At 62.8% G+C, this 15,422-nt stretch carries 18 protein-coding genes and 1 pseudogene; 17 read left to right on the forward strand and 2 right to left on the reverse strand.

What is annotated here, in order from left to right; all coding sequences use genetic code 11:
- Positions 1-89 precede the first annotated feature (89 nt).
- Positions 90-1,067: pseudogene (locus F0P96_RS11560) on the forward strand (PLP-dependent cysteine synthase family protein); the annotation flags it as partial.
- A gap of 75 nt (positions 1,068-1,142) precedes the next feature.
- On the forward strand, positions 1,143-1,559 hold the full coding sequence (locus F0P96_RS11565) for a response regulator (protein WP_151079054.1): 417 nt from the start codon (positions 1,143-1,145) through the stop codon (positions 1,557-1,559).
- An 82-nt stretch (positions 1,560-1,641) separates the two neighbouring features.
- On the opposite strand, the gene ade is transcribed toward F0P96_RS11565, so the two are convergent.
- A complete protein-coding gene (gene ade, locus F0P96_RS11570; RefSeq protein ID WP_151079056.1) occupies positions 1,642-3,303 on the reverse strand; it encodes an adenine deaminase in 1,662 nt (553 codons plus the stop codon).
- A gap of 291 nt (positions 3,304-3,594) precedes the next feature.
- Between ade and F0P96_RS11575 the strand changes: the two genes are divergently transcribed.
- From F0P96_RS11575 to F0P96_RS11610, 8 genes are all read left to right on the forward strand, one after another.
- Positions 3,595-4,257, forward strand: a complete 663-nt coding sequence (locus F0P96_RS11575; RefSeq protein ID WP_151079057.1) for a hypothetical protein — start codon at positions 3,595-3,597, stop codon at positions 4,255-4,257.
- A gap of 52 nt (positions 4,258-4,309) precedes the next feature.
- Entirely contained in the window at positions 4,310-4,939 is a 630-nt protein-coding gene (locus F0P96_RS11580) for a hypothetical protein (RefSeq protein WP_151079058.1), read from the forward strand.
- A 20-nt stretch (positions 4,940-4,959) separates the two neighbouring features.
- Positions 4,960-5,349, forward strand: coding sequence for a hypothetical protein (locus F0P96_RS11585; protein WP_151079060.1), 390 nt, complete (start codon positions 4,960-4,962; stop codon positions 5,347-5,349).
- 186 nt (positions 5,350-5,535) lie between these two features.
- A complete protein-coding gene (locus F0P96_RS11590; RefSeq protein ID WP_151079062.1) occupies positions 5,536-5,955 on the forward strand; it encodes a hypothetical protein in 420 nt (139 codons plus the stop codon).
- Positions 5,952-6,656, forward strand: a complete 705-nt coding sequence (gene cmk / locus F0P96_RS11595; protein ID WP_151079064.1) for a (d)CMP kinase — start codon at positions 5,952-5,954, stop codon at positions 6,654-6,656. Before F0P96_RS11590 ends, cmk begins: the two co-directional genes overlap by 4 nt.
- Before the next feature lie 101 nt (positions 6,657-6,757).
- Complete coding sequence (locus tag F0P96_RS11600) at positions 6,758-7,645, forward strand: 4-hydroxy-3-methylbut-2-enyl diphosphate reductase (protein ID WP_151079066.1); 888 nt, start codon at positions 6,758-6,760, stop codon at positions 7,643-7,645.
- Between the two features lie 70 nt (positions 7,646-7,715).
- Positions 7,716-8,255, forward strand: a complete 540-nt coding sequence (locus tag F0P96_RS11605) for a DUF502 domain-containing protein (RefSeq protein ID WP_151079068.1) — start codon at positions 7,716-7,718, stop codon at positions 8,253-8,255.
- Between the two features lie 149 nt (positions 8,256-8,404).
- Complete coding sequence (locus F0P96_RS11610) at positions 8,405-9,223, forward strand: alpha/beta fold hydrolase (RefSeq protein WP_151079070.1); 819 nt, start codon at positions 8,405-8,407, stop codon at positions 9,221-9,223.
- Here the strand turns inward: F0P96_RS11610 and F0P96_RS11615 are convergent.
- Complete coding sequence (locus F0P96_RS11615) at positions 9,220-9,777, reverse strand: O-acetyl-ADP-ribose deacetylase (RefSeq protein WP_151079071.1); 558 nt, start codon at positions 9,775-9,777, stop codon at positions 9,220-9,222. The genes F0P96_RS11610 and F0P96_RS11615 overlap by 4 nt on opposite strands.
- A 147-nt stretch (positions 9,778-9,924) precedes the next feature.
- Here F0P96_RS11615 and F0P96_RS11620 point away from each other — a divergent pair, with 147 nt between their 5' ends.
- The 7 genes from F0P96_RS11620 to F0P96_RS11650 all read left to right on the forward strand — a co-directional run bounded on the left by F0P96_RS11620 (position 9,925) and on the right by F0P96_RS11650 (position 15,402).
- Positions 9,925-10,215: a 2TM domain-containing protein gene (locus tag F0P96_RS11620; RefSeq protein ID WP_151079072.1), complete on the forward strand. Its 291-nt coding sequence runs from the start codon at positions 9,925-9,927 to the stop codon at positions 10,213-10,215.
- 44 nt (positions 10,216-10,259) lie between these two features.
- Complete coding sequence (locus F0P96_RS11625; RefSeq protein ID WP_151079073.1) at positions 10,260-10,580, forward strand: 2TM domain-containing protein; 321 nt, start codon at positions 10,260-10,262, stop codon at positions 10,578-10,580.
- A 116-nt stretch (positions 10,581-10,696) separates the two neighbouring features.
- On the forward strand, positions 10,697-11,812 hold the full coding sequence (locus tag F0P96_RS11630) for a PQQ-dependent sugar dehydrogenase (RefSeq protein WP_151079074.1): 1,116 nt from the start codon (positions 10,697-10,699) through the stop codon (positions 11,810-11,812).
- A gap of 163 nt (positions 11,813-11,975) precedes the next feature.
- Positions 11,976-12,452, forward strand: a complete 477-nt coding sequence (locus F0P96_RS11635) for an ATP-dependent zinc protease family protein (RefSeq protein ID WP_151079075.1) — start codon at positions 11,976-11,978, stop codon at positions 12,450-12,452.
- Positions 12,453-12,505: 53 nt separating this feature from the next.
- Entirely contained in the window at positions 12,506-13,471 is a 966-nt protein-coding gene (rimK, locus tag F0P96_RS11640) for a 30S ribosomal protein S6--L-glutamate ligase (protein ID WP_151079076.1), read from the forward strand.
- Between the two features lie 336 nt (positions 13,472-13,807).
- Positions 13,808-14,827 carry a succinylglutamate desuccinylase/aspartoacylase family protein gene (locus tag F0P96_RS11645; RefSeq protein WP_151079077.1) on the forward strand — a complete coding sequence of 340 codons (1,020 nt, stop codon included), beginning with the start codon at positions 13,808-13,810 and terminating at the stop codon, positions 14,825-14,827.
- A complete protein-coding gene (locus tag F0P96_RS11650) occupies positions 14,824-15,402 on the forward strand; it encodes a GNAT family N-acetyltransferase (protein ID WP_151079078.1) in 579 nt (192 codons plus the stop codon). Before F0P96_RS11645 ends, F0P96_RS11650 begins: the two co-directional genes overlap by 4 nt.
- Positions 15,403-15,422: the final 20 nt, after the last annotated feature.

Genomic DNA, 15,422 nt, shown 5'->3' on the forward strand with positions numbered 1-15,422 from the left:
CTTCGGTACTGTTCTTCGTGGTTCGGGGGCCAAACAGCCGGCACGGGCTGCGGCTTTTTGTACCTTTGCGCTTTCCCAACCTTCCCCTCATGTACTTTAATCACATCATTGAAGCCGTCGGCAACACGCCGCTGGTGAAGCTGAACAGCGTAGCCGCTGGCATTCCGGGCACCATTCTGGCCAAAGTCGAGTACTTCAATCCCGGCAACTCGGTGAAAGACCGCATGGCCATTCGCATGGTGGAGGACGCCGAAAAAGCCGGCCTCATCAAGCCCGGCGGCACCATCATCGAGGGCACCAGCGGCAACACCGGCATGGGCCTCGCGCTGGCCGCCATTGCCAAAGGCTACAAGTGCATCTTCGTGATGTCGGACAAGCAGAGCAAGGAAAAGCAGGACATTCTGCGCGCCGTGGGCGCCGAGGTGGTGGTCTGCCCCGTCGACGTGGCCCCCGACGACCCCCGCTCGTACTACTCGGTGGCGCGCCGCCTGAACCAGGAAACGCCGAACTCGTTCTACCCGAACCAGTACGACAACCTCTCCAACTCGGCCGCCCACTACGAAGGCACCGGCCCCGAGCTTTGGAAACAAACTGAGGGCAAAATCACGCACTATGCCTGCGGCGTGGGCACTGGCGGCACCATCTGCGGCACGGCCAAGTACCTGAAGGAGCAGAACCCGGCTGTCGTGAGCATCGGCCTCGACACCTACGGCTCGGTGTTTAAGAAGTACAAGGAGACGGGCATTTTCGACGAAAACGAAATCTACCCCTACAAAACCGAAGGCATCGGCGAAGACATTCTGCCCAAGAACGTCGACTTCGACCTCATCGACCTCTTCATTAAAGTAACCGACAAAGACGCGGCCCTGATGACGCGCCGCCTGGCCAAAGAAGAAGGTTTGTTCGTGGGTTGGTCGTGCGGCTCGGCCGTGCACGGCGCCCTGGAGTACGCCAAAGAACACCTGAAGGAAGGCGACACGATGGTGATTGTGCTGCCCGACCACGGCACGCGCTACCTCGGTAAAATCTACAACGACGACTGGATGCGCGAGCAGGGTTGGCTGGATTAATTTGCGTACCTTTAAGGAATAAAGCCGTCTGCCAGCGTGGCCGGTCCTGTTTCACTTAACCCGGCATCAGCTATGAATCGTAAACTGCAGAAAGTCGTGCTTATTGATGATAATGAGACGACAAGTTTCCTGAATAACCGCTTGTTGCAGCGTTTGGAGCTGGCCGATAACGTATTGTCGTTTACCAATGCCGAGCAGGCGTTTGCCCACTTCTGGGGCAAGCAGGGCGCCACGCCCGACGAAGCGCCCGAACTGGTCTTCGTCGACCTGAAAATGCCGGGTATGGACGGCTTCGAATTCTTGAATCAGTACAACCGCCTGGCTCCCGAGCAGCGGCAGAAAACCGTTATGGCGGTGCTTACCACCTCCATGCATTCGGCCGACACCACCCGCGTGGCGCAGTACGAAGGCGTGGAATACCTGGCCAAGCCGCTGACGGAAGAGAAAATGCAGCGCCTGCTGCAAAAGCGTTTCGCAATGGCTAGCTAGCCATTGCGCTTTTCAAATGAAAAAGCCGCTTCGGACAGTTCCGAAGCGGCTTTTTTGTGGCTATTGGGTATCGAGACAGGTACTACAGCAGCACCGGCACAAACTCAAACTTCTCGCCGTCGAAAAGGCCCTTGTCGCTGAGCTTGAGGCTGGGAATGACGAGTAGGGCCATGAACGACAGCGTCATGAACGGCGCGGCCAGCGTGCTGCCAAGCTGCTTGGCCAGCTGATCGACGGCTGTATAGGCTTCGGCCACGGCGTAGCCTTCACCATCCGACATCAAGCCGGCCACGGGCAGCGGCAGCAGTAGCTCTTCACCGTCGGCTCCCACGGCTGCCAGGCCGCCTTTGGCCTCAATAACGAGGTTGACGGCGCGGGCAATGGCCTCGTCGGAGCAGCCCACGGCGGTGATGTTGTGCGAATCGTGGCCCACAGAACTAGCCAGGGCGCCGCGCTGCAGGCCGAATCCCCGGATAAACGCCACGGCGGGTGTGGCGCCGGCTTCGTAGCGGTTCACCACCGTCAGCTTCAGTACGTCGTTGGCCACGTCGGCTTCCAGGCAGCCGTTGCGCACCGGCACCGCGCCCGGCTCGGCTTCGGTAATCAGCTGGCCGTCGTAGCAACGAATGGCCCGCACCTGCGCCTGCGCCGCCGACGTATCCGACGCTGCGAGGCGGAAATCGGTGGGCTGCAGGGGCTGGGCGTGGAAGTTATTGGGGGCGGCGTTCTGGCCCGCTGGCAGCAGGGTTTGGCCGTTTTCAGCCACCAACACGCCGCGCAGGTAGGTTTGCTGCACCCGGAAATCCTGCAGGTTGTCGACCACGATGAAGTCGGCGGCGTCGCCGTTGCGCAGCAGGCCCACGTCCAAGCGGTAGTGCTGCACCGGGTTTAGGCAGGCGGCGCGCAGCACCTTAAACAAGTCGATGCCGCGGGCCAGGGCGCGACGCACCAGCGCGTCGATATGGCCGAGCACGAGCGAATCGGGGTGCTTGTCGTCGGAGCAGAACATGATGCGGTCGGCGTGCTCGGGCAGCAAATCCACCAGGGCCTCGAAGTTGCGGGCCGCCGAGCCTTCCCGAATGAGAATGTGCATGCCCACGGCCAGCTTGTCGAGGGCTTCTTCGGCCGTGAAGCACTCGTGGTCGGTGCTCATGCCGGCGGCAGCGTAGCGGCGGGCATCGTCGCCGCGCAGGCCGGGCGCGTGGCCGTCGACGGGGCGGTTGTAGCGCTGGGCCAGGGCAATTTTGCGGAGCACGTCCGGGTCGCCGTGCAGCACGCCGGGCCAGTTCATCATTTCGGCCAGGTAGCCAATGGCCGGGTTTTGGAACAGCTGCTCGATGTCGTCGGCGCTGATAACGGCACCGGCGGTTTCGAACACCGTGGCCGGCACACACGAGGGCGCTCCGAAGCAGAAGTGAAACGGCGACTGGCGGGCGTTGTCGAGCATAAACTCTACACCGGCCACGCCCAGCACGTTGCCGATTTCATGCGGATCGGAAACGGTAGCCACCGTGCCGTGTACCACCGCCAACCGGGCAAACTCGGCCGGCACCAGCAGGGAGCTTTCCACGTGTACGTGGGCATCCACAAAGCCGGGCAGGGCGTAGGGGAGGGCGGCGTCGGGCCCGTCGCCTTCGTAGTCGATGGCGGCAATGCGGCCGGCAGCTACGCGAATGGTGGCCGGGCGAATGGTGTGGGCAAAAAGGTCGATGACGTTGGCGCGGCGCGTGAAATCGGCAGACATAGCAAAAAAAGGCGAGGGAAAAGGAACGCAACGGGGCGTCCGGCGCGTGAAAAGGGGCAGCAAAGAAGGTTATCTTTGCTTGAAATGCTAGTACCGGTGAGAAAGACGCTAACCTTGTTGCTTGCTGTTTTCACGTTGGCCGCCACGGTGCCCGTTACCACGGGCTGCGCCCGGCGCACCACCCAGCAAAAGAAAACGGCTTCCTATAAACGCAAAGCCAAGTTTGGCAAAACACCTTGTCCCTGCGACAGTCATTAGTACTTTTTCCTGCGTTCATACTTTTCGTTTCCCGTGACTTTTTCCAAAAAGCTCCTTCTGCTCGCAACAGCAGTTCTCGGTTTGGGTGCGCTTGAGGCGCGTGCACAAGCGGCGCTCATTGTGGGGCTGGTGCGTACCGGTAGCAATGTTATCCGCTTGGCAACCGCCGACTACCAATTTGGACGGGCTGGCAATGGTTTCTATCAGTTACCTGATGGCAGTTGGCAAAAGCAGCCGTTGGCCCTGAGCTATTCGGGTTTGGCCGTGGGCAAGGGAAAAGAAACGCAGGTACTTGCACTCGACCAGTTTCGGCAGGCAGTTATCGGCGCCGATACCTTTGTGGTGGTGCGCAATGTGCGTTTTATAGGGCAAGAAGAAGTGGCGAGGCCCATTATTGCGTGGCGAACTTGGCACCGTCGTCAGGCCGAATTATTCGAATTTCAGAGTACAAGTGGTGCATCGCGCATCATTCGTTTTCCCGATCAGCAAGCTATAACGGTGCCGTTTAAGCAAAAGGATTTTCAGGAAACCATGCTGGCAGTGGTCGGCGACCATCCTATTCTGGCGAAGCAACTGCGCAAAGGGGAATTGGACGCGACTCGTACGAGCCGGATACTGGAGGTGTATCTGCAATGGAAGCCCGAAGGATTTCATTACCCGGTAGTGCCGAACGAGGTAAGTGCGGATGGTAAATAATATATGGGCAAAAGCGCTGGCGGTAGCAACCGGCTGGCTCCTCTTGTTATCAATGGCCGCTTCGCCTGCCCACGCCCAGCGCGTGACCTCGGCCGCTGCTCCACCCCCTACACCCGCCCCGGTTTTCAACCCCGCACCCTACCGCGCCACCGGCTCGGTGGGGAGTTACCAAACGCCCGATGGCCACTGGCACCCGGTGCGCGTGGGCACCTGGCAGCGCGACCGGGTCTACCTCGGCGATATTGACGGGCAAGGCGTGCGACCGTACTTCCCGGCCGAGGTAAAAGCCTTCGTCTCCATCGGCGACACCGTGGCGGCCGTGCAGAGCTTCGTGCTGCCCAAAAAGCACCGGCTCGTGGCGCAGGGCTTTGCCCGGCAACTGACGCGCCAAGGCAGCTATACGCTTTTCCAATACGACCACACCGAAAACCCCACGCTGCTTTCCAGCCTGACCTCGCAGGTGATGCTGCTGCGCCGCGGCCAGGAACCGTTGCTGGTGGTGCCCACCAAAGCCAAGCCTTACCGGGCCCTCATGCTGAAGCTGCTGGGCGACTGCCCCGCCGTGGTCCGGCAGCTGCAAGCCGGCGCCGTGCACCCGTGGCGTGACACGCAGGCCTTGCTGGCCACGTATGCTAGTTGGCAAAACCAAACGGCCTCCGCCACACGGCCCATCACCCACTAAGCAGCGTTTCTCCACTTCCCATGCCCGAAAACCCACTCGCCCAGCTACGTACTGCGGCCGAAGCCGTCCGGCAACAGCTTCAAGTCAACTCTTTCGATGAAGCCGCCGTGCAGCGGCTGGAGACTTTCATTGAGGAACAACGCCCGCTGCTCACGAAAGAAACGACGCAAGGCGTAGTGGTGGCGTTAGGCGCCTTCCTGGGCGAGTGCCTGGTGCAGAGTTTTAAGGGCGAATGGGCGTCGGCACCCGACGGCACGACCGGCGTGGGCATCCGCGGCGACTTGTTTTTCAACCCGTTCTTTCGGGTGGCTATGCAGCTGGAAAAGGGCCTGAGCGAATCGGTAGTTGGTTTTTTTGCCTCCATGCCGGCCCGGCTGGCCGAGCCGCCCAAAAAGCGCGGCTGGATTTGAGGAAAACACCCGTTTGCCAACAACTTGTTGGAATAGATCAAAAAATAACGCGAGAGGCCGATGCAAAATGGCAAGCATCGGCCTCTTTTTTTGCGTGAAATGAGCGAATACGGCAAAAATTTTGTAACTACGTTGTTAGCCCAATGTGGGTTGGCTAATCTTTCTTTTTTCTTACTTCTTCTCGAAATGGAAGAACTACAGGCTGCCGCCGAAGCCGTGCGGCAACAACTCAACGTATCCGCCTTCGACGCTGTCGCCGTGCGGGCACTCATGAATTTCATTGAGCAACAACGCCACGGTATTGAGCCGGCTGCCCGCGAGGGCGTGGTAAATGCACTGGGCTGCTTTTTAGGCGAATGTATAATTCGCACGTATGGAGGCCGTTGGGAAACCAACGAGTCGGGTTTGGTGGGCGTACAACTCGGAGCGCATACCTTTGTGCGGCCGTTTGTGCACGTGGACCGTCAGCTCACGCACGGACTCGCTGAATCGGTGGACGGGTTTTACCTCTCGGTGCCCAACCGCCTGAAGCAGCAGCCCGCGCCGCGCAAGACGTGGATTCCCGTGCCGCTCCCGCCGGCCTTCCGCCGACCACACGCTACATGAAAAACATCGTCATAGCCATTGACGGCTACTCTTCCTGCGGCAAAAGCACCACGGCCAAAGCCGTAGCCGCCGAATTGGGCTATGCATACATCGACACCGGGGCCATGTACCGCGGCGTCACGCTCTACTTACTGGAGCACAACATCGACTTCGAGGACTTGCCGCGGGTAGAGGAAGCCCTGCACCAGCTGCACATTACTTTCAAACGGAACCGCCGCACGGGACGCAACGAGTTGTGTCTCGACGGCGTCATCCGCGAAGACGACATCCGGCAGATGCGCATTTCCAATTCCGTGAGCGAGGTGTCGGTTATTCCGGCCGTGCGCCACGCCATGGTGCGCCAGCAGCAGCGCATGGGCCGCAAGCGCGGCGTGGTGATGGACGGCCGCGACATTGGCACCACTGTGTTTCCCGACGCCGAGGTGAAGGTGTTTATGACCGCCGACGTGCACACCCGCGCCGTGCGCCGCCAGATGGAGCTGGCCGTGAAAGGCGAAAACGTGCCGCTCGACGACATCATCCACAACCTGCAGAAACGCGACCATATCGACTCGACGCGGGCCGAAAGCCCCTTGCGCCGCGCCGCCGATGCCGTGCTGCTCGACACCTCGCACATCACCATCGACGAGCAGGTGGATTTTGTATTGGAGCGCGTCTCGTCGGTGCTCGTAGACGCATTGCGCGTGGCCGAGCACGGCTAAAGCCGGCGCGCTTTCGTTTATTGGAATGATTCGTGCGCGTGTGCACGTTGGTTGGCCGACGCTTGACGCAACACCAGCCTCACGTCTTAGATTCTGCAGGGATGAACGTCTCCATCGATAAAAACTCCGGGTATTGTTTTGGCGTCGAATACGCCATTCAGATGGCCGAAGACGAGCTCGAAACCAGTGAGCAGCTGTATTGCCTCGGCGACATTGTGCACAACCGCATGGAAGTGGAGCGCCTGCACCAGCAGGGCTTGCGCATCATCGACCGGGAGCAGCTGGGCACGCTGCACGACTGCAAGGTGCTCATCAGGGCCCACGGCGAGCCGCCCGAAACCTACGAGCTGGCCCTGCGCAACAACCTCACGCTCATCGACGCCTCGTGCCCGGTGGTGCTCAAGCTGCAAAACCGCGTGAAGCACGCCTTCGACGCCACGCAACGCCAGAACGGCCAGATTGTGATTTACGGCCAGCCCGGCCACGCCGAAGTAGCGGGCCTCACTGGCCAGACCGGCAACCGCGCCATCATCGTGATGAACGAGCAGGACCTCGACCAAGTGGACTTCGCGCGCCCCGTCACGCTCTTCAGCCAAACGACCAAGAGCACGGCCGGCTTCTACCGCATGAAGCAGCTCATTGAGGAGCGCATTGCGGCGGCCGGCGGCGCGCTGGAATCCTTCGACGCCAACGACTCCATTTGCCGGCAAGTATCGAACCGGGAGCCGCAGCTGCGCAAGTTCGCCGTCGAGCACGACGTGATTGTGTTCGTGAGCGGGCGCAAAAGCTCCAACGGCAAGGCTCTGTTTTCGGTGGTCAACCAAACGAATCCGCGCAGCTACTTCGTGGAAAACGAGCAGGAGCTGGAAGACGCCTGGTTCGAGGGCGCGCAGTCGGTGGGCATTTGCGGAGCCACCAGCACGCCCATGTGGCTCATGCAGCGCGTGGCCGACCGCATTCAGGAAATAGGGGCTGCGGTGCCGGCATAGTGGTATCCGGCGCTTCTTTTAATAGCTTGCCCGCCCGGCCCATTCGGCCGGGCGGTTTTGTGTTTCGGCCATGAAAAAGATTATTGGCTATTTCCTGCGCGGCCTGCTCATCCTGGCGCCCGTCACCATCACGGTGTATCTGCTGTTTGCCTTTTTCAACTGGATCAACGGCATGTTCGTCATCGACGGCTACCCCGGCCTGGGGCTGGCGCTGATGGTGGCCCTGCTCACGCTGATGGGCTACATTGGCTCCCAGGTGCGGCCGTTTATTGTGCTGGGGGAGCGGATTCTGAACCGCCTGCCGGTCGTCAACATCATCTATTCCAGCATCAAGGACATCTTCGACGCCATTCTGGGCGAGGAGCAGAAGTTCAACACGCCGGTGCTGGTGAAGGTGTTTGCCGGTACCGAGTGCTACAAGCTGGGCTTCATCACCCAAGAGTCGATGGAAGCCGTGAACCGCCCCGATCTGGTGGCCGTGTACTTCCCCGACTCCTATAACTTTTCGGGCGAGCTGCTGCTGGTGCCCCGCGAAAACGTGCTGCACGTGGATTTGCCCAGCGCGCAGGTTATGAAGTTCGTGGTGTCGGGCGGCGTGGCCAGGCTGTAGGAAGCGGCACCCGAAAAGGACTGAAAACGTATGGTCATCCTGAGCGTGAGCGAAGGACCTTCTCCCCGCTGAACGACAGGCGCAGAACCGAGTCGTTCTGACTTGATAAGGTCCTTCGCTCACGCTCAGGATGACTTTTTTATTGCGCTATGTTCGTCGAGGCCGGTCGTACCAAGCTCTACTACGAAGTATATGGCCACGGGCCGCGCGTGGTGCTGGCCTTTCACGGCTACGGGCAGGGTGCGGGCCACTGGCGCAGCCTGGCTGTGTTGGTGGGCGAACAGGTGACGCTCTACGCCTTCGACCTCTTTTACCACGGCCGCAGCACCCTGGCCAAAGCCGACGCCCCGTTGCGCAAACCGCGGCTTATCGAGCTGCTGAGCCAGTTTCTGCGCGAGCAGAACATCGACACGTTTGGCCTGCTGGCCTTCAGCATGGGCGCCAAGTTTGCCCTCACGGTGGCCGAGCACCTGCCCGAGCGCGTGCAGCAGCTCTGGCTGATTGCCCCGGACGGCATCCGCACGCAGTTCTGGTATTCGCTGGCTACCTATCCGCCTTGGATGCGCGGGGTGTTGGGTCAGGCCGTGCTGCGCCCCCAGCGCTTGTTGCGCTTCATCGACCGATTGGCCGAGCGCCGCATCGTCGACCACGGCCTCGTGCGGTTTGCGCAATGGCAGCTCGATAGCCGCGAAAAGCGCCTGCGCGTGTACCGCAGCTGGACCGGCTTCCGCCACTTGGTGTTCGACGTGCGCCGCCTCGCCGCCACGCTCAACCGCCGGCCCACACCCGTTACGTTTTTCCTCGGCCGGCACGACAAAGTCATTCCCCACGCCGGGCTGCAGACTTTCATTGTCTCGCTGCGTGCCGCCCACACCGTGCTGCTCGACACCGGCCACGCCGGCCTCATCTACGACGTGGCCGCCTACCTGCGCCGCCACCCCGACGAGTGGCGCTGGGCCGCCGCCTAAGCCGACAGCGCCTGCTCGTAGAGCCGGAAGCTTTCCTCGTCGAAGACCACGAAGACCACCGTTTCGGGTGCTGCATGAGCGGCTAAGAACGCCTGCGCCTCGTGCACGGCGATGCGCAAGGCCTCAGGCTTGGGGTAGCCGTAGATGCCGGTGCTGATGCCGGGAAAGGCCACGCTGGTGAGCTGGTGGTCGGCGGCGAGCTGCAGGGAGTTGCGGTAGCAGTCGGCCAGCAGCTGCGGCTCCCGCTTGTGGCCACCGTTCCATACCGGGCCCACCGTGTGAATGACGTAGCGTGCCGGCAGCCGCCCGCCCGAGGTGATGACGGCCTGGCCGGTGGGTAGGCTGCCCTGCCGGGCCCGAATGGCGCGGCACTCCTCCAGAATCTGCGGGCCGCCGGCGCGGTGAATGGCCCCGTCGACGCCGCCCCCGCCGAGCAGGGACGAGTTGGCGGCGTTGACGATGGCGTCGGTATCGAGGCGGGTGATGTCGCCTTGCCAGAGCCGGAGGCGGCCGAAGGAACGGGCGGCGGTGCGCCAGTCGGGTGAGGAGGGCATAGCGGTAGAAGTGGGGTGAAAACGGTTCGTCAGCCCTAATAAGCAGTTCGGAGCCAAAGGTTGCCGCTTGGGCAATATTAAGAGGCGCGCATGTAGCCGCGGTTGGTACATTTGATCATCCTTCCAACGCACCTCATACCCCCGCTCATGGAAACCACCGACCGCGACCCAAACCTGTGGCGCATGGCCAAAGCCCGCGCCAAATTCAAAGCCCACCTGATGACCTACCTGCTCGTGAATGCGCTGCTGTGGGCCATTTGGTTTCTCACCGGCCACCACGACTACGGCACCGGCCTGCCCTGGCCCATCTGGTCGACGGTGTTTTGGGGCTTTGGCGTGCTGATGCAGGGCGTACGCGCCTACGGTTTTGCCGGCCGCCGCGAGTGGTCGGAGCAGGAATACCAGCGCCTGCTGCGCAACAAAGAAACCGGGCAGTAGCGGTGCTGCCGCCCGGCACTGTTTCACGCTAGTTGCTCGTCTTCATGGAAACTCCCGCCCGCGACCCGCACCTATGGCGTTTGGCCAAGGCCCGCGCCAAGTTTAAAGCCCACCTGCTCACCTACGCCAGCGTCAACGCGCTGCTGTGGCTGATTTGGCTGCTCACCCACAACACCCACCACGTGCGCCTGCACCACCGCGGCCCCTTCGACTGGAACCTGCCCTGGCCCGTCTGGCCGATGCTGTTCTGGGGGCTGGTGCTGGTGTGGCAGGGCCTGTGCGCCTACGGTTTTGCCAACACGCTGCACTCGCCGGAGCGCGAATACGACCGGCTGCTGCGCAACCGGCAAGACCTCCAACGCTAATACAAGCCGCCGAAAGCCGGGGTGGGTCCAGCGCGTTGCCGGGCCCACCCCGGCTATTTGCCAAATGCCCGGCCCTCCAGCGTAACCTTTGCCGCCGGGCCCTAGTTGGTAGCACTATGATACGCCGTCTGCTTCCGCTTTTGCTGGTGCTGCCGCTGGCCGGGGCCCGCCCCACGCCGCCGCCCGCCGCCCCCGACAACCTCGCCAAAATCAAGCTGCCAGCGGGCTTCCGCATCGGCTACTACGCCCAGAACGTGGCCGGCGCCCGTTCCCTGGCCCTGGGGCCCGACGGCACCGTGTACGTGGGCACCCGTGGCAGCAAAGTGTACGCCCTGCCCGACCGCAACCACGACGGCAAGGCCGATGAGCTCGTCACCATTGCCTCGGGCCTGAACGAGCCCAACGGCGTGGCCGTGCGGGGCGGGGCCCTGTACGTGGCCGAAATCAGCCGGGTGCTGCGCTACGACAACATTGCCGCCAAGCTCAAGACGCCACCCAAGCCGGTGGTCGTCTACGACCAGCTGCCCGACAAGGAACACCACGGCTGGAAGTACATCAACTTCGGGCCCGACGGCAAGCTGTATATCCCCGTGGGTGCGCCCTGCAACGTGTGCCTGCCCGAAGAGCCCATCTTCGCCACCATCAACCGCATGAACCCCGACGGCACCGGCCTCGAAACCGTGGCCTACGGCGTGCGCAACTCCGTCGGCTTCGATTGGAGCCCCATCGACAAGGCCCTCTGGTTTACCGACAACGGCCGCGACATGCTGGGCGACGACAAGCCCGCCGACGAGCTGAACCGCGCCGCCAACGCCGGCCTGCACTTCGGCTTCCCCTACGTGTTTCAGGGCGACCTGCTTGACCCGCAGTTCGGCAAGGGCAAAGCCACGAGCACCTACACCCCGCCGGCCCGCAAGCTGGGCCCGCACGTGGCCGCGCTGGGCATGAAGTTCTACACCGGCAAGATGTTTCCGGCCGCGTACCGCAACCAGATTTTCATTCCCGAGCACGGCTCCTGGAACCGCTCCAGCAAAATCGGCTACCGCATCAGCCTAGTGCGCGTGGACGCCAGCGGCAAGCAGGCCACCAGCTACGAAACCTTCGCCTCGGGTTGGCTGCAGGGCCAGAGCAGCTGGGGCCGCCCCGTGGCCCTGCTGGTACTGCCCGACGGCTCCCTGCTCGTGTCCGACGATCAGAACGACTGCGTCTACCGCATCAGCTACAGCGAGTAGGGCCCGGCGACTGGTTTTTCGAGCCTGCAAGCGCAGAACGTCTCCGGCCTCCGTCGGAACCGTCCTTTATCGGTGCAGGCTGCCTGCGACGGAAGCCAGCCCGTTAAAAAATTAATCTGTCCCGGTGCCGGCCAACTGCCGGCCGCGCCCGTATTTTGCCCCTGTGAAGAAAGCCCAGACCCGTCGCCCACCCAAGCGCACCGTGGGCCGCCGCGAGCTGGTGGATTTCCCGCAATTTCAGCTCTTCGGCGTGGAAGCCAAGGTGGACACCGGCGCCTACACCGGCGCCATTCACTGCTCCAACATCCACGAAGACACGCTGCCAGACGGGCGGCCCGTGCTGCGTGTGCAGCTGCTCGACGAGTCGCACCCGGCTTTCGACGGCACGCCGCTGCACTTCGAGGAGTTCGGCCTGCGCGAAATCCGCTCCTCCAACGGCGACGTGCAGGAGCGCTACGTCATCCGGGCCGTCATCCGGCTCTTCGGCGAAGACTACGACACCGAATTTTCCCTCTCCGACCGCTCCGACATGAAATACCCCGTGCTCATCGGCCGGCTGCTGCTGCAGCGGGCCCGGCTGGTGGTCGACGTGGCCCGGCGCAACGCCTCCTACAAGCACCAGCGCCGGCATCCGGCGTAACTTCGTCCGCTTCCGGAGGCCTTCCCAATTCCTACCCGTTATTCCCTCGCCCCATGAAATTGGCGATTCTGTCGCGTGAGCCGAAACTCTATTCCACCAAACGCCTGGTGGAAGCAGCCGAAGCGCGCGGCCATCAGGTCGACGTCATTGACCATTTGCAATGCAACCTCGTGCTGGAAAAGGGCACACCCGGCATCATTTACGAAGGCCGCCGGCTCGAAGGCTTCGACGCCATCATTCCGCGCATCGGGGCCTCGGTCACGTTCTACGGCACGGCCGTGGTGCGGCAGTTTGAGATGATGAAGGTGCGCACCGCCGTGGACAGCCAAGCCATTGTGCGCTCCAGAGACAAGCTCCGCTCGATGCAGATACTGGCCCGCGCCGGCGTGGGCATGCCCAAAACCGCCTTCACCAACTACTCCGACGAGGTGCTGGAAATGATTCAGCAGGTGGGCGGCGCGCCGGTCATCATCAAGCTGCTCGAAGGCACACAGGGGCTGGGCGTGGTGCTGGCCGAAACGGAAAAAGCGGCGCAGTCGGTGATTGAGGCCTTTCACAACCTCAAAGCCCGCATCATTGTGCAGGAGTTCATTGCCGAAAGCAAGGGTGCTGATTTGCGCGCCTTCGTGGTGAACGGCGAGGTGGTGGGCGCCATGAAGCGGCAGGGCAAAGAGGGCGAGTTCCGCTCGAACCTGCACCGCGGCGGCACCGGCACGCTCGTGAAGCTCACGCGGGCCGAAAAAGCCGCCGCCCTGCTGGCCACCAAGGCCCTGGGCCTCGGCATTGCGGGCGTGGATATGCTCCAGAGCAAGCGCGGCCCGCTGGTGCTCGAAGTCAACTCGTCGCCCGGCCTGGAGGGCATCGAAAAAGCCACCGGCCTCGACATTGCCGGCCAGATCATCGAGTATACCGAGGAGCTGACCCGCCGCAAGCGCACCAAGAAGAAGCCCGCCGCGGCGCCCAAGCGCGCCTCTAAAGCCACCCTGCCCGATACGCAGTCGGACGATTCTCTGCTGTAGGAAGGAGGGGACGCCGCGCCGAAGGCGAGGCAGGGGTGGTTAGGTCGTTGCTGATGGTGTTTACCTAGAACGTCATGCTGAGTTTGTCGAAGCATCTCTGCCACAAGCCTCACTCCCCAGCCCCCTCTCCAAAAGAGAGGGGAGTGTAATGTTATCTGGCATCAGCACGCGAGGTGCCTCGCCTTCGCTCGGCATGACGGCCCTATTCCGCGTTGCCTGCCTTGCAGGCGGAGCGCCATTCAGAGCTCCAGCGCCTACAAACCAGATTTTAGCGGAACTTAGGAACAGCATTAGGGCCTGCACCAGGCCCGCCAAGCCACCCTTCATGCTGCGCCGTTGAAGAAAAAGTCTCCCGATTCCGTCCCCGATTTCTGCCTCAACGGCCTCACCATCGGGCTGGGCGAGCAGGTGCTTACGCGCCTCGTCATTGCCCAGTTGCCCACCGGCACCGTTATCGATGTGCCGGTGCACGTGTTCCGCAGCACCCAGCCTGGCCCCACAGTGCTGCTGATGGCCGGCATGCACGGCGACGAGGTGAACGGCATCGAAACCATCCGGCGCATGATTCGGCGCGGGCAGTTGCAGCGGCCCTTGCGCGGCACCATCGTGGCCATTCCCATCCTCAACATCTACGGCTTCCTGAACTTCTCGCGCGAAGTGCCCGACGGCAAGGACGTGAACCGCTCGTTTCCCGGCCACCCGCGGGGCTCGGTGGCCAGCCGCGTGGCGCACCGCTTCATGCGCGAAATCATGCCGCTCATTGACTACGGCATCGACTTTCACACCGGCGGCGCGGCCCGCTCCAACCACCCGCAGGTGCGCTGCATTCTGGGCGAAGACCCCGAAACCGATGCCCTGGCCGCCGCTTTCGCCGCGCCCTTCACGCTGCACGCGGCCCTGCGGCCCGGCTCCCTGCGCGAAGCCGCCATGCAGCAGGGGCGCCGCATCATCGTGTACGAAACCGGGGAGTCGCTGCGGCTCGACGAGCCCGGCATTGAACTGGCCACGGCCGGCACCTTTCGCTTCCTGAAGCACCTGGGCATGCTGGCCGAGGCGCCGGAGCCCGCGCAGGCCACGGTGGTGTGCCGCCGCCACACGTGGCTGCGGGCGAAGTACGCGGGCCTGTTTCGGACCCACCTGCGCAACGGCGACTACCTGCCGAAAGGCCAGGAATACGGCATCGTGGCCGACCCCTACGGCGAGCAGGCCGTGCGGCTGGTGTCGCCGGTCAGCGGCTTCGTCATCGGGTTGAACCACATGCCTGTCGTCAACCAGGGCGACGCGCTGCTACACATTGCCGTGCCCGAGCAAGCCGCGGCCGACTCTGCTGCCGATTCCAATTCTGATTCCGAATGAGCTTTCCACCCACCCCGCTGCCCAACGCCCGCGTGTACCTGCGCCGCCTGCAGCCCCACGATGCCCCCACCTTTGCCGCCTACCGCGCCGACCCCGCCGTGGCCCGCTACCAAAGCTGGGACACCTACACCCTGGCGCAGGCTACCGAGTTTGTGGCTACCTACGGCCCGGCCGACATTCCCGGCCCGCCCGGCACGTGGCGGCAGCTGGCCATTGCCCTGTGCGTTACCGACGGACTTATCGGGGACTGCGCCCTGCACCTGATTGCCGACGAGCCGCGCATTGCCGAAATCGGCATCACGCTCAGTCCCGCGTACCAGGGCCAGGGCTATGCCCGCGAGGCGCTGCGCAGCCTGCTCGGCTACTGCTTCACGGAGCTGCAGCTGCACCGCGTGTATGCCATTACCGACGCCCTGAACCTGCCCGCCGCGCGCCTGCTCGAAAGCGCGGGCATGCGCCGCGAAGGGCATTTCCGGCAGCACGTGTGGTTTAAGGGCGGCTGGGGCGACGAGTTTTTGTATGCCGTGCTGCGCGAGGAATGGCAGCAAGTCCAAGGCAGTGGCAAGTTGGTATAACGGGCCGGGAAGGGGCAGCG

This window comes from Hymenobacter busanensis (assembly GCF_008727865.1).
Taxonomy (GTDB): domain Bacteria; phylum Bacteroidota; class Bacteroidia; order Cytophagales; family Hymenobacteraceae; genus Solirubrum; species Solirubrum busanense.

Bases quoted from the DNA above. Each gene is read 5' to 3' on its own strand.
- F0P96_RS11565 (WP_151079054.1), top strand. From the start codon at position 1,143: ATGAATCGTAAACTGCAGAAAGTCGTGCTTATTGATGATAATGAGACG.
- ade (WP_151079056.1), bottom strand. From the start codon at position 3,303: ATGTCTGCCGATTTCACGCGCCGCGCCAACGTCATCGACCTTTTTGCC.
- F0P96_RS11580 (WP_151079058.1), top strand. From the start codon at position 4,310: ATGGCCGCTTCGCCTGCCCACGCCCAGCGCGTGACCTCGGCCGCTGCT.
- F0P96_RS11585 (WP_151079060.1), top strand. From the start codon at position 4,960: ATGCCCGAAAACCCACTCGCCCAGCTACGTACTGCGGCCGAAGCCGTC.
- F0P96_RS11590 (WP_151079062.1), top strand. From the start codon at position 5,536: ATGGAAGAACTACAGGCTGCCGCCGAAGCCGTGCGGCAACAACTCAAC.
- cmk (WP_151079064.1), top strand. From the start codon at position 5,952: ATGAAAAACATCGTCATAGCCATTGACGGCTACTCTTCCTGCGGCAAA.
- F0P96_RS11600 (WP_151079066.1), top strand. From the start codon at position 6,758: ATGAACGTCTCCATCGATAAAAACTCCGGGTATTGTTTTGGCGTCGAA.
- F0P96_RS11605 (WP_151079068.1), top strand. From the start codon at position 7,716: ATGAAAAAGATTATTGGCTATTTCCTGCGCGGCCTGCTCATCCTGGCG.
- F0P96_RS11610 (WP_151079070.1), top strand. From the start codon at position 8,405: ATGTTCGTCGAGGCCGGTCGTACCAAGCTCTACTACGAAGTATATGGC.
- F0P96_RS11615 (WP_151079071.1), bottom strand. From the start codon at position 9,777: ATGCCCTCCTCACCCGACTGGCGCACCGCCGCCCGTTCCTTCGGCCGC.
- F0P96_RS11620 (WP_151079072.1), top strand. From the start codon at position 9,925: ATGGAAACCACCGACCGCGACCCAAACCTGTGGCGCATGGCCAAAGCC.
- F0P96_RS11625 (WP_151079073.1), top strand. From the start codon at position 10,260: ATGGAAACTCCCGCCCGCGACCCGCACCTATGGCGTTTGGCCAAGGCC.
- F0P96_RS11630 (WP_151079074.1), top strand. From the start codon at position 10,697: ATGATACGCCGTCTGCTTCCGCTTTTGCTGGTGCTGCCGCTGGCCGGG.
- rimK (WP_151079076.1), top strand. From the start codon at position 12,506: ATGAAATTGGCGATTCTGTCGCGTGAGCCGAAACTCTATTCCACCAAA.
- F0P96_RS11650 (WP_151079078.1), top strand. From the start codon at position 14,824: ATGAGCTTTCCACCCACCCCGCTGCCCAACGCCCGCGTGTACCTGCGC.